Raw genomic sequence first — 14,023 nt, 5'->3', positions numbered from 1 at the left:
ACGCCCGGCTTTCCGCTATAATGCGCGCCTATGAAGATCAAACATTACCCTGACGATGTCAGCCAGAATTTTTTAAAGCTGCGCAACCAGTTGATTAGTGCCACCGGTAAAGCCATTGGTGACTACAACATGATTGAGGAAGGCGATACCGTGCTGGTGTGCATGAGTGGGGGCAAAGACAGCCATGCCATGCTCATGATTCTGCTGGCGCTGCAAGAACGCGCGCCGATCAACTTCAAACTGATTGCGATGAATCTGGACCAGAAGCAGCCGGGCTTTCCAGCCGACATTCTGCCGGCCTACTTTGAAAAACTGGGTGTGGAATATCGCATCGTCGAGGCCGACACCTATTCCATCGTCAAGGAAAAAATCCCTGAGGGTAAAACCACTTGCAGCCTGTGTTCACGCCTGCGTCGTGGCATTATTTACACCACGGCGCAGCAATTGGGTGCCAACAAGATTGCGCTGGGACACCATCGCGATGACATTGTGCAAACCTTGTTCTTAAACATGTTTTACGGGGCCAAGATGAAGGCGATGCCGCCCAAGCTGGCGACCAACCGTGGCGAATTCATGGTGATCCGCCCGCTGGCCTATTGTGCCGAAAAAGACATTGCCGCTTATGCACGCGGCATGCAGTTTCCGATTATTCCGTGTGATTTGTGCGGCAGCCAGGAAAACTTGCAGCGGCAAAAGGTAAAAGACATGCTTAACAACTGGGAGCGTGAACAACCCGGGCGCATCAATAATATTTTCCGTGCCATTGGTAATGTGGAGCCCTCACACTTGGCAGATTTTGACTTGTATGACTTCAAGCATTTGAGCCAGGCCAAAGAGGAGGATGAAGATCCCATGTTTGACCATGAGAAATTTTCGAGCAACGACATGGCACTGACCATTGCCACGCAAGACGAAAAACATATTGCCTTTGCACGCAAACCGTTTCCAGTTGCGGTGTCCACTGAAGAATAAAACAACTATTTGAGGATGGCAGGTGTATAAAACGGCACTTTCTTGTATGGAAGGTTGTCTAGCCGTTGCAACGCTTGCTATTATCTAGCCAACGCTTAAACAGACTACGCAATGTCCAAACTACTGATTGTAGAATCCCCTTCCAAAGCCAAAACCCTAAAAAAGTATTTGGGCGGCGACTTTGAAGTCTTGGCCTCTTACGGGCATGTACGAGACCTGATTCCGAAAAATGGCGCCGTCGATCCAACTCAGCAGTTTGCCATGAAGTACGGCATTATCGACCGCAACAGCAAGCATGTAGATGCGATTGCCAAAGCAGTCAAAAATGCAGACAGCATTTATCTGGCAACCGACCCGGATCGCGAAGGCGAGGCCATCTCCTGGCATATTGCCGAGATTCTGGCCGAGAAAAAGCTGATCAAGAACAAATTGCTCAAACGCGTTGAGTTTAACGAAATCACGCAAACCGCCGTCAAGTATGCGATTGATCATCCGCGCGACATTTCGATGGACCTGGTCAATGCGCAGCAGGCGCGCCGCGCGCTGGACTATCTGGTTGGCTTTAATTTATCGCCCCTACTATGGAAAAAGATCCGCCGCGGCCTCTCGGCTGGCCGCGTGCAGAGCCCGGCCTTGCGCCTGATTGTTGAACGCGAGCTCGAAATCGAAGCCTTTAGCAGTCAGGAATACTGGAGCATCCATATGGGTGCGCTCAAGCATGCGCATGGTTTTGAAGCCAAGCTGGTGCAGCTCAATGGGGTAAAAGTCGAACAGTTCACCGTCATCAATCATGACCAGCAAGCCGATATCGTCGGCAAACTGCTGCTGGCGTCTGCCGGCAAAACAACGGTCACCCGCGTTGAGAAAAAACAACGCAGCCGGAGTCCGGCCGCCCCATTCACCACTTCAACCTTGCAACAAGAGGCCGTGCGCAAGCTGGGCTTTACCACCAGCCGCGCCATGCGTGTTGCACAACAACTGTATGAAGGGGTAGACGTGGGTAGCGGCACCGTCGGTTTGATTACCTACATGCGTACCGACTCATTCAGCCTGGCCACTGAAGCAGTCATGCAAATCCGCGACTACGTGAAAAAGCATTTTGACGCAGACTACCTGCCCAAAGCGCCCATCATGTACAAAACCAAAGCCAAGAATGCCCAAGAGGCACACGAGGCGATCCGCCCAACCGATATTACACGGACGCCAGCCAGTGTGCGTCAATATCTGAATGACGAGCAGTTCAAACTGTATGAAATGATCTGGAAGCGCACGCTGGCTTGTCAGATGACACAGGCCAAATATGACGCGGTCAGTGTTGATCTGGCCGTCGGCTCCGAGGCTAATCTGTTCCGTGCCAGTGGGCAAACGCTGGTCTTCCCTGGCTTTATTGCCGTCTATATGGAAGGCAAGGACGACGACAAAGACGACGAAGATGCCGAGGCCAAACTACCGCACCTGGAAACAGGCGAAGTGCTGAACGTTGAGCGTATTTATGGCGAGCAACATTTTACCGAGCCGCCGCCGCGTTACTCTGAGGCCAGCCTGGTCAAAGCACTGGAAGAATACGGTATTGGCCGCCCCTCGACGTATGCGAGCATTATCTCCACCTTGCAAGACCGCGAGTATGTGCTACTGGATAAGAAACGCTTTACCCCTACGGACGTAGGTCGTGTCGTCAACAAGTTTTTGACCGAGCACTTTACCCAGTATGTGGATTATGACTTTACCGCCAAACTCGAAAACGAGCTCGATGAAATTGCAGAGGGGAATTTAGACTGGGTGCCCGTCATGGACAAGTTCTGGCAAGGGTTTAACCAGCAGATTCAGGTCAAGGCCGATGTCGAACGTCCGGGCAACGAGCTCATCGATGAACAATGCCCCAAATGTGGCCGCCAGTTGCAGAAACAACTGAGCCGCTATGGTAGCTTTATCGGTTGTACCGGCTACAACGCCACCCCCAAATGTGATTACAAACGCAGCCTGGATGGTGAAACCAATGCCGCCGCCGAACCGGTCGTCATCGGTCAGGACACGGAAACCCAAAAAGACATTTACCTGATGAACGGCCCTTATGGCCCCTATTTGCAGGTAGGTCAGCCCGTGGAAGGCGAAAAGAAAAAACCAAAACGCGTCAGCATCCCCAAAGAGATTCCCCTCAGCCAGATCAACATTGATACGGCGCACATGCTGCTCAGCCTGCCTCGGGACCTAGGAGCACACCCGGAAACCGGTAAAAAAATCGTCGCCAATATTGGCCGCTTTGGCCCCTACGTCAATCACGACGGCAAGTTCAAGTCCATCCCAAAAACTGAAAGCGTGTTCAGCATTACGCTGGAAGGCGCAGTCGCACTGTTGGCGGCTGCCGGGGGCCCGGCACCGCTGGCTGATTTGGGGGCGCACCCTTCAGGCGAGGGGCGTATTGAGGTATTCTCAGGACGTTATGGTCCTTATGTACAACATAGCGGGATCCGCGCCACACTGCCAAAGAGTGTGACGCCGGAAGAGTTAACCGTTGAGCAAGCGCTAGAGTTATTGGCCGAAAAAGCAGCGAAAGACGGCGGCACTAAAACTGGTAAAAAAACGACAGCTAAAAAAGCGCCTGCCAAAAAGACAACAACCAAGACAACCACCAGCAAACGCACAAAAAAAACCGAAGCAGAATAAATAAAGGGAGCTAAGCTCCCTTTATTTATTGTTGCTGCGATGGCGAGGACTAATGATTCGTCCATAAATGATCAATGTTGTCTACGCCCCAGGCTGCAGCGGACTCATTGCCTACAATCTCATCCATTCCCTTGGATAAATCTAATTCAACCACGGGAATACGCGTTTTGGATTTTGTGGAGAAAAACACCTTCACGACCGGCTTGAGTAAACTGTCAGGCGATTGCCTGACCACGACAGCCAAACGGCCAGACTTCAAAATTACCACAGTCCCCACAGGATAAATACCCAAGCTCTTGACGAAAGCCTTAAAGATGACCGGATCAAAATGCCCGGCCCAACTGGCCATACGTTTGAGTGCCATACCCGGCTCCCAAGCCGGTTTATATGAACGGGTCGACGTAACGGCGTCATACACGTCACAAATAGCGCCCATCTTGGCAAAAATACTAATGTGGTCTCCAGACAGTCGCTTGGGATAGCCGCTTCCGTCCACTTTCTCATGATGATGCAAACAAACATCGAGCGTGACTTCATCGGCAACATTCGCTTTAAGCAACATATCGTAGCCCAACTGCGGATGCTGGCGGACGATATCAAACTCCTGATCAGAGAGTGCGCCAGGTTTATTCAAAATATCCAGCGGAATCGCAGCTTTGCCCATATCATGCATTAATCCGGCCAATCCGGCTTTACGGATCTCTGCATCAGAAAGCTTGAGCTCTTTTGCCAGGGCCGCCATCAGTGCGCATACCGCCACCGAGTGCATATACGTGTAATCATCTACCGTTTTTAGCCGTACAAGACTAATCAGCGCATGCGAATTACGCGTAACAGAGGCAGAAATTTCTTCCACGATGGGCATCACTGCTTCCGCCTCTATTGCTTTACCCAGGCGCAAATCCTGAAACATTGAGTTAATGGCTTTGCGCGAAGAAGCAATGATCTTAACCGCTTGCTCTCGCTCAGCCTCAATCGTGGTCGGGGTGTGTCTATTCGGATCAGGTGAGGCGGGCGGTGGGGAAGGTGCCGGACCATCCAGCTCAAGCATGACCAGCTCCTTATCGGACAAGGCTGGCTGCGGAGGGGGCTCGGATAAGGTTTTTTTGGCCTTAGCAACATCCAGGCCCTGGCTGATATCAATCACTACCTCTTGGATGCGGCTGGCAAGGAGTTTTTGCAAGTCTTCAGGGTCTTTGAGCACAAACTTGCTGCGCCAAAATGGATGATCCATCCACTGCCCCTTGAGCTCATGAATGTACATGCCTAGGCGCACTTCCTTCACTTTAATTGTTTTAAGCATCCCGTTTACAACCCCCATACAACTGCTAACAATTTTACAATTGATCCAGGTCAAAAAGCCATAAAAAAAGAGGGCAAATGCCCTCTTCAAAATTACTTTTACGTGAATGTTGTTTACAATCCTGCCGCCGCGCGCAGTGCTGCCGCCTTGTCGGTATTTTCCCAGCTGAACTCAGGTTCATCGCGGCCAAAGTGACCATATGCTGCTGTTTTGCTGTAAATAGGTCGCAACAGGTCCAACATTTTGACAATGCCTTTTGGACGCAAGTCAAAATGCTCGCGTACCAATTGTGTCAGACGTTCATCAGACACCTTGCCGGTACCATAGGTCTCGACCATGATAGAGGTCGGTTGCGCCACGCCAATCGCATAGCTCACCTGTACCAGACACTTATCTGCCAAGCCTGCAGCCACAATGTTTTTGGCGACATAACGACCTGCATAAGCGGCTGAGCGGTCGACTTTGGAAGGATCTTTGCCTGAGAATGCGCCGCCACCATGGGGTGCAGCACCGCCATAGGTATCCACAATAATTTTTCGGCCAGTGAGGCCGCAATCACCTTGCGGGCCGCCTATGACAAAACGACCGGTCGGATTGACCAGATACTTGATCTCGCCTTTGATCAATTCTGCGGGCAAGGTCGGTTTGATAATTTCTTCAATGACAGCTTCACGAATAGCTTCTAAATTCATCTCGGGGGCATGCTGGGTAGACACCAGCACGGTGTCAATTTTATGCGGTTTGCCATCGACATACTGGATAGTGACTTGTGATTTGGCATCCGGACGCAGCCAAGGCAAGCGGCCATCTTTACGCAATTGCGATTGACGCTCCATGACACGGTGACTCAACCAGATGGGCAAAGGCATCAGTTGAGGCGTTTCGTTCACGGCATAACCAAACATCAGACCCTGATCACCCGCGCCCTGATCCAGAGGATCATCATTGGCGTTATCGACGCCTTGCGCAATGTCCGGGGACTGTTTGTCATAAGCCACCAGTACCGCACAACCTTTGTAGTCAATGCCGTAATCGGTATTGTCGTAGCCGATACGTTTGACCGCATCCCGGGCCACTTTGATGTAATCCACATTCGCTGTGGTTGTAATCTCACCAGCCAACACAATCAAACCAGTATTTGCCAGAGTTTCCGCCGCCACACGTGCTGTCGGATCTTGGGCGAGAATGGCATCGAGAATGCTGTCAGAAACTTGATCGGCCAGTTTGTCAGGATGACCTTCGGAAACGGATTCCGAAGTAAAAAGATATTCACTCATGTTTGACGCCTTGAAAAGTATAAAGTTAATAAAAGCAGCGGACTAAAGGCTAAAGCCCGCCACAAATCGTGGGATGGCTGATTCTACCCGAGTTTAAAAACAACTAGGAATAAATATAATGTCCATAGATGCCTTCAACGGCGCGATAAGGTATTATCTTGAGCTATGAAATTAAGATTCACCAAAATGCAGGGCGCCGGCAATGACTTTGTCGTCATTGATGCGACTCGCGCACCCGTCAACCTCTCCCATGCCCAAATCCAGCACATCGCCAACCGCTATTTTGGCGTGGGTTGCGACCAGTTATTGATGGTCGAGTCGACGACCACGCCTGACGTGGACTTTCGTTACCGCATTTTTAATGCGGATGGTGGCGAAGTTGAGCAATGCGGCAATGGGGCCAGGTGTTTTGTGCGATTTGTCGTGGATAAAGGGCTCACAGACAAACACGAAATCAAGGTCGAAACCGCCAGTGGCGTGATTACGCTCAAATTACAAGAAGACGGACAAGTCACCGTGAATATGGGCGCGCCTCGTTTTACACCCGCGCAGATCCCATTTGAGGCTGAGCAACAAGCAACCACTTATGAATTGCCATTGGCGAGCGAAACCATCACAGTCAGCGCAGTATCCATGGGCAACCCGCATGCAGTCATGCTGGTAGACAATGTGCATACGGCCGAAGTCGCCAGCCTTGGTCCGCAAATAGAATCGCATCCTCAATTTCCGCAACGCGTGAATGCGGGTTTTATGCAGGTCCTGAACGAGCATGAGATCAATTTGCGTGTCTATGAACGCGGCAGTGGTGAAACGCTGGCTTGCGGCACTGGCGCCTGCGCGGCAGCCGTCAGTGGCATCCAACTGGGTACACTACAAAGCCCGATCAAAGTCCATACCCGTGGCGGCATCCTCACCATCCAATGGGCAGGCGGAGAGTCGCCCGTCTTGATGACCGGGCCGGCAGAGATTGTATTTGACGGCGAAATTGAAATTTAAAACAAAGAACTTTAAGATAAAGAACAGCAGTATCATGGAAGAAAGCATCAACGAAAATGACATCAAGCATTACCTCAAAGCACATCCTGATTTCTTTGAGCGTCATGCCCACTTACTGGCAGAGCTGTTCCTGCCCAGCCCACATGGCAAAGGCACCATTTCACTGGCAGAACGTCAGCAAATTGCACAACGTGACAAAATCCGAGTCCTGGAGTCTAGATTTACCGAGCTGATCCTGACTGCTGAAGAAAACGAAACCACGGCCAACAAGGTGCACGAGCTGACTTTAGGCTTACTGTATGCCAAAGACGTGCCGGCCTTGCATGCGCATCTGGTCGAGTTTTTGTCCAGCCAGTTTCAGTTGCCAAATACGCAACTCAAACTATGGGCCAATGACGCCCATGCGCCAGACAGCCTGTTTATTGCGGCAGAAGACTCGCTCAAAAACTGGGCCAAAGACTTGAGCCAACCTTACTGTGGCACGCTGCCGACCATGGATATTGCTGGCTGGTTTAGTGAAACTCCGGCTTCGCTGGCCGTGATTCCGATGCGCTACCAGGAAGTGACGTTTGGTTTGATGGCCATCCCCAGCGAGCAACGCAGCCGCTTTTATGCGGGCATGGGCACCCTGTTCCTTAACCGCATTGGTGAACTGGTCAGCGCCTCGCTGGCACGCTATATCGTATGAAAGCCCCCGCTGAGGTTTCCGCCAAGAGGGATCTTCTTGCGGCAATTGTCAGCGTAAATCAACCATGGCAACGCGGCCAGATTGCAGCGTTAGCTGTGACCCAGAGTCCGCATGAACAAGCATGGTCACTCCAACTGCTGCGGGCACTGGCTGCCGCCCACTCATCTTTAAAGTACTGCGGATACTCGCATGCATGAATTGCTAGATGACTATCTCGATTTTCTGCATTTCGAGCGCGGTCTCAGTGAACACACCCGCAACAACTACCAGCGTGACCTCGAACAACTGCTCGCGCAACACGGGCAAACGCTACAATCGATCACCCCGCAACACATCCGTCGGAGCATCGCCACCCTGCACAGCCAAGGCCTGAGTGGCCGCAGCATCGCACGTATGCTCTCCAGCTGGCGTGGCTTCTTCCGTTATCTGGTCCTGCATCACCAATTCCCCTCCAATCCGGTCATCGGCTTGCGCGCACCCAAAGCCGCCAAAACGCTGCCACACGCGTTATCTATCGAGCAAACCATCAAACTGGTCGAACTGGAGGGCGATACCGCCATCGTTGTGCGCGACCGCGCCATGCTGGAACTGTTCTACTCCTCAGGCTTGCGACTGAGCGAACTGGTCGGCCTCAATCTGGACCGGCTGGATTTAAACGAAGGCATGGTCACCGTCATCGGCAAAGGCAATAAAACACGGATGGTCCCGCTGGGGAGCAAAGCCGTTGCTGCACTGAAGGCCTGGTTGGCCCAGCGGCCACTGTGGCTGCTCAAACAGCCACAGCAACCCGCGGTCTTCATTAGCCAGCAAGGCCGCCGCCTCAACGGTCGCAGCATCCAAAAGCGCATCAGTGACTGGGCCATCAAGCAGGGCCTACATAGCCATGTGCATCCCCATATGCTGCGTCACAGCTTTGCCAGTCATGTGCTGCAAAGTAGTGGCGATTTACGGGCCGTTCAAGAAATGCTCGGGCACGCCAATATCAGCACTACCCAGGTGTATACCCATCTGGATTTTCAGCACTTGAGCAAAGTGTATGACGCTGCACACCCGCGTGCCAAAAAAAAATAAATGGCTGAATCAATGGCCTAGCTTTTACCCTAGTCCTCACATGGTTTTGCAAGTGCATAAATTGTGGCAAAATAACCCTACTAAATTGGTAAACTTTCTACCAGTCTCGTGACTCTAAAGTCACATCGCCTGCGTTTAGTCATGACAGGCAGTTATTTCAATCAAACCTAAAAAAGGAAATTCCATGGAACACGTCTTACCAGCATTGCCTTTTGCAAAAAATGCATTAGCCCCACACATGTCTGAAGAAACTTTTGACTATCACTATGGCAAACACCACCAAGCCTACGTCACCAACCTCAACAACCTGATCAAAGGCACCGAGTTTGAAAATGCCAGCCTGGAAGAGATTGTGAAAAAATCTTCTGCTGGCATCTACAACAACTCTGCACAAATCTGGAACCATACCTTCTTCTGGAACTGCCTGTCACCCAACGGTGGCGGCGAGCCAACCGGTGCATTGGCTGCAGCCATCAATGCCAAATGGGGCTCTTATGAAGAGTTCAAAAAAGCCTTCCAAGCTTCAGCAGTCGGCAACTTTGGTTCAGGCTGGACCTGGTTGGTGAAAAAAGCCGACGGTTCTGTAGACATCGTTAACATGGGCGCCGCGGGCACCCCATTGACCACAGGCGACACTGCATTGTTGACCATCGACGTTTGGGAACACGCCTACTACATCGACCACCGCAATGCCCGTCCTAAGTTTGTGGAAACATTCCTCAATCACCTGGTGAACTGGGAATTTGCCGCGAAGAACTTTGCGTAAGCGATACGCCTAAAAGACAAAAAACCTCAAGCCTGTCGCTTGAGGTTTTTTTATCTTACTTAATCAAACGATACTATCCGCACATTTGAATAGACAGGCCCTCTCGTGCCTGCACCGCCAAAATGACTACTGGTGCCTATGTGCAGATAATTGAATTTATCTACAGGCTCATACTGCAAACCTTCAAAGTGTAATACCTTGTCGTCGATCCAGGTCGTCACTTTGCCATCATGCCATTCCACCCGGAAACGATAGGTATGCTGCGGGTCAAACGGTCCATCAAAGGGCACCCATTCTTTGGCTTTCCCAAACCCTCGGGCGTGATATTCGATCTTGAACTGCGCATGCGCTTTGCCTACCCTGAGTTCCCAATTGTCTGTTTCCGGCAGATTCATCCGCTCGTGATTGTTAAAAAGGTTGCCCCATAACCCAAGGAAAATATTTTTATTAGCCGTCAATTGTGTTCGAGGATCAAAGTTACGGATATCGACTTCAAGCAATCCATGAGAAGACATCGGCGGGATTTTCCAGACGATCCGGTCATTATCATTGAGCAGTGTCCATCCCCCGCCATCAACAAACTGACCGCCTTGTACCTGCCCTTGGCTGTTGCCATGTAAGCTGTCAGAGAGTACCACCTTGCCAACTTGATCTCTTAAGTGGGCTTTATAAATTGCGCTAGAACCATCCTCAAATGCCACCTGAAATGCCAGACCATCGGATGTTGCAGACTCCAGACTGAGATTAAAGCTTTTTGGGGTTTTACCGGAAAGCTTGATTTCAGGATGCACGATGGGAAAGCGGCTTCCCTTCTTCCAGGCATAGATACTCGCATGTCCCTGGGTATTTTTTCCAATAAAAAATACCCGATCCTTAAAGATATTGGGTTTGCTAAAGCTGCTGAAGTTGACCGAGCCACCGGCCATTTCTGCCTTGTTATCCGCTAACGTGTAGAGTTTACTGTCTATCCATGCATACATGCCGTTTAAGGTATTGTCTTTGGATGCCGTTTTGAACGCATAGTTTTGCGTCGCATAAGAGCGGTCTACAGTCCCGTCATTCAGGCCCTGAAAGGTTGCGTTAGGTGCATCGGGGATAGGGGTTGAAGCGTCGATTAGAGGAAGAATCGCACCACTTTGTTTGACGTAGATCCCGGTTTTCCCAAGCTGGTCTGAAGCAGTCAACAACACGCGATCATGGCTGACTGTCACATCATCCATTGCGCCAAAATAGCGCAACTGATGCGGGATTTTTGTTGTCCAGTCTGCAACAACACTGAGCTGCCCTGTTTGAATATCGTATTGATAAGCACCCTGATATTGGTGCGTTTCTTTCTTCTCCTTGACGTCGCCCCGGCCTACAAATACGACTGTCCTGCCATCGAAGACCGGGCGCTTGAAAGCGGTAAACCTGATTTCGCTATGGGGCATCAGGGTGTTGAGGTCAACAATCTTGCTAATCTTGCCTGCTGCATAGTGGTAAATGCCTTGTTGATGATCTGTTCCTACTCCACGAAAAACCAGTTGATCACCCACGCCCATCGGTGCGCCTTCAAAACTAATGAATTTGCCCACGCCTCCGGGGATATCATCCAGAGAACTGACCAGCATATCGATATTGCCCAGCCTGCTTTTAAAAATACCGGTTAATCCGTTGTCACGTGTGGCAGAAAAGAATATGGCGTCACCATCAACCACGGGCGCGGTTGCAAACTCTTTAAACTTGCCCCCTTCCCCCGAGAATATCGTGCTGGCATCGGCAATCAGCTCAAAGTTAATCACGGGAACAGGGCCTTCTGCTGCGAAGGCTGGATGCCAGGCCAGCATCAAAACCAAAAATAGTGTTTTACCAAACATCAAAACAGCACCTCCAGGCTCACCCTGGCATTGGCTGGCATGCCAGGGAAGATGGATTGCGCACCATTGCCGAAGTAATAGACTTTATCGGTGATATTTTCTGCATTAAAACGCCAAATTGCTTTATGGTTACCCAGATTGTGTTTGTAACTGGCGCCTATATCGTAACGGGTATAACCACTTAATTTGAAGGTATTGGCCGGGTCACCAAACACCTCACTTTGGCTGAATGCGCCGCCGTAGATGGATAAATTCCTGAATGGTCCGCTGGTGAAATCATAGGAAGTCCACACCTTGAACGCATTGGAAGGTGCTTGGTTCAGCGCGTTGCCCTTGTTGGTGCCCTCTTTGATTTCGGAATCAAGATAGGCATAAGAGGCCATGATATTCCAGCCATCCGCCACTTCGCCAATCGCTTCCAGTTCAAAGCCTTTACTTTGTACCTCGCCTACCAGCGTCACGGTGTTGGTAGAGACATCGGTAAACGTTAAATTGCCACGGGTTAACTCATACACGGCGGCATTGATGGCCAGTTTGTTATCCAGCCACATTGTTTTAATACCAGCCTCATATTGCTTACCGGTTTGGGGATCAAGCACCTGTCCGGCATTGGCAAAGGTTGGGCCCACACGACCATTTGGATTGAATGCACGGCTATAGCTGGCATACAAGGTGACTGGCTCGAAAGGTGTGTAAAGGAGGCCTGCACGGGGAGTAAAGTCACTGTTCCTGACGGTGTCACTTGCCGCTCCTGTTGCTGGGAATTTTGAACCTTGACTGAACCGGTCATAACGCCCGCCAATCATCAGGTTAAGCTTGGAGGTCAGCCCTATAAAATCCTCAGCATATACCCCCTGAAATAAATTGTTATTTTCTTGGGTAGGTAAGGCAACCATTGGAAGAGGTCTGCGTACAAAAGTGGCCGGGTTAAAAATATTGGATGCATAGACATTGCCAGTCCCGCTTTGCGAGTGGATAGTACGCTCCAGATCGACGCGCTGATAGCCAAAAACCGTTCTGTGCCGCATGCCCCAAATTGTATTATCCCCGATCAAATCAAAGATATAAGAGCGGGCATCCACATCCTGGGTCGAGCGTTGCTCGGTCACATTGAAATTACCCGTCACAACATTGGGCGCGGATTTGTTAGATTGATGTCGATCAATAAAATAATCCTGATAGGTATACTGATGTTTGAGCTTCCATTGATCGTTCAATTTCCAGTCTACCTCATACCCCAATGTGGTATTGACGGAAGATTGACTGCCCCATGGCAGCTCAAAGTAACGGCTTCTCGGCACATCATTCACGGCACCACGATAATAAAACTGGCCATTATCCCAAGGCGTGTCACGATTGACATAGTCGGCAAGCAAAGTGACTTTTAAATTATCAGTCACTTGCGCATCCAAGACCAAGCCAAGCACATCTCGATCTAAATAAACATTATCTCTAAAGCTGTCACTGCGCTCCCTCGCGACGTTAATCCTGTAGCCAATATGCTCATAATCCGGGACACGTCCCCCTGCGTCCAATTGCATGTGATTGTAGTCATAACTGCCCTTGCTCACCTTAAACGATGTAAACCTCTCTTGTGTTGGTCTTTTACGGATCAAGTTAACCACACCACCAGGTTGTGCGCGTCCATACTGAATGGATGCGGGGCCCCGCAAAAACTCCACCCGGTCCAACAGTTCAACTGGCTGATCAAGCAAACCATACAACGGCTGCCCATCGACAAAATAACCTGTTTCGTCGTCCAGCAGAAAACCTCGCGACCGAAGTGCAGCTTGTCGTCCTGCATTAAAACTTTCCTGATTAATTGAGGCAATATTTTTAGCCACATCAGCAAGCACTCTCACCGCTTGCTGATCCATGATTTTCTTTGGTATGACAGTGACTGAAACTGGAGACTCCTTAATTTCGAGCGGAATTCTGGATGCAGTTGAAGACTCCTTCTGCAAAAACTGCTGACCAGGCTCATCAATGATGAATTTATCAGTCACCTGGACTTCGGGTAAAACAGATACATTTTCTTCCGACTGTCTAACCGTTTTTTTGAGTAAAAAACTATTGGTTTCAATTTGCATGACCGACAGGCCGCTGCCTTGAAGCAAAACATCGAACCCCTGATGCAGACTGTAAGCGCCATTGAGTCCCATCGTCTGCTTGTTTTGAGTTAACTGAGGATCAAATGACAGCAGTACACCGGCCTGCGCGGCATACGCAGATAGCGCCGCCCCTAACGGACCAGCACTGATGTTGTAAGATTTTTTTGTAGTTTCTGCGACGGTGTTTTCAGCGGCGATCAATGACGTATGCCAGGACTGAGTCAACACCAAGGAAGCGGCAACCATCAAATGCAAGCGGCGCTTTTTGCTTGGTTTTAATGGAAGAAGATTTGAATGGGTAAATAACATATTGCACTCC

At 50.3% G+C, this 14,023-nt stretch carries 10 protein-coding genes; 6 read left to right on the top strand and 4 right to left on the bottom strand.

Annotated features, from left to right (window positions below; all coding sequences use genetic code 11):
* Positions 1-30: 30 nt before the first annotated feature.
* Positions 31-972 carry a tRNA 2-thiocytidine(32) synthetase TtcA gene (gene ttcA, locus Q9292_RS04685; RefSeq protein ID WP_275357675.1) on the top strand — a complete coding sequence of 314 codons (942 nt, stop codon included), beginning with the start codon at positions 31-33 and terminating at the stop codon, positions 970-972.
* Positions 973-1,083: 111 nt separating this feature from the next.
* Positions 1,084-3,636 carry a type I DNA topoisomerase gene (gene topA, locus Q9292_RS04680; RefSeq protein WP_194748783.1) on the top strand — a complete coding sequence of 851 codons (2,553 nt, stop codon included), beginning with the start codon at positions 1,084-1,086 and terminating at the stop codon, positions 3,634-3,636.
* Positions 3,637-3,685: 49 nt separating this feature from the next.
* On the opposite strand, the gene Q9292_RS04675 is transcribed toward topA, so the two are convergent.
* A complete protein-coding gene (locus Q9292_RS04675) occupies positions 3,686-4,939 on the bottom strand; it encodes an HD-GYP domain-containing protein (protein ID WP_313985352.1) in 1,254 nt (417 codons plus the stop codon).
* A gap of 113 nt (positions 4,940-5,052) precedes the next feature.
* Positions 5,053-6,216, bottom strand: a complete 1,164-nt coding sequence (gene metK, locus Q9292_RS04670; protein ID WP_313985349.1) for a methionine adenosyltransferase — start codon at positions 6,214-6,216, stop codon at positions 5,053-5,055.
* 165 nt (positions 6,217-6,381) lie between these two features.
* On the opposite strand from metK, the gene dapF reads away from it, so the two are divergent.
* The 4 genes from dapF to Q9292_RS04650 all read left to right on the top strand — a co-directional run bounded on the left by dapF (position 6,382) and on the right by Q9292_RS04650 (position 9,737).
* A complete protein-coding gene (gene dapF / locus Q9292_RS04665) occupies positions 6,382-7,212 on the top strand; it encodes a diaminopimelate epimerase (RefSeq protein WP_194748786.1) in 831 nt (276 codons plus the stop codon).
* 34 nt (positions 7,213-7,246) lie between these two features.
* Positions 7,247-7,900, top strand: coding sequence for a DUF484 family protein (locus Q9292_RS04660; protein WP_194748787.1), 654 nt, complete (start codon positions 7,247-7,249; stop codon positions 7,898-7,900).
* A gap of 189 nt (positions 7,901-8,089) precedes the next feature.
* Positions 8,090-8,971 carry a tyrosine recombinase XerC gene (gene xerC, locus Q9292_RS04655; RefSeq protein ID WP_275357680.1) on the top strand — a complete coding sequence of 294 codons (882 nt, stop codon included), beginning with the start codon at positions 8,090-8,092 and terminating at the stop codon, positions 8,969-8,971.
* Between the two features lie 184 nt (positions 8,972-9,155).
* The gene (locus Q9292_RS04650; RefSeq protein WP_194748789.1) at positions 9,156-9,737 is read left to right on the top strand and encodes a superoxide dismutase; all 582 of its coding nucleotides are present in this window, start codon (positions 9,156-9,158) and stop codon (positions 9,735-9,737) included.
* Between the two features lie 59 nt (positions 9,738-9,796).
* Here the strand turns inward: Q9292_RS04650 and Q9292_RS04645 are convergent, their stop codons facing one another.
* Positions 9,797-11,593, bottom strand: coding sequence for a hypothetical protein (locus Q9292_RS04645; protein ID WP_313985342.1), 1,797 nt, complete (start codon positions 11,591-11,593; stop codon positions 9,797-9,799).
* Positions 11,593-14,013, bottom strand: coding sequence for a TonB-dependent receptor (locus Q9292_RS04640; RefSeq protein ID WP_313985339.1), 2,421 nt, complete (start codon positions 14,011-14,013; stop codon positions 11,593-11,595). The genes Q9292_RS04645 and Q9292_RS04640 overlap by 1 nt, the downstream gene beginning before the upstream one ends.
* Between the last annotated feature and the right edge of the window lie 10 nt (positions 14,014-14,023).

This window comes from Methylophilus sp. VKM B-3414, assembly GCF_032248435.1.
Classification (GTDB): Bacteria; Pseudomonadota; Gammaproteobacteria; order Burkholderiales; family Methylophilaceae; genus Methylophilus; species Methylophilus glucosoxydans.
The sequence above is the reverse complement of the archived record's forward strand: the minus strand, read 5'-3'. Positions and strand labels throughout refer to the sequence as shown.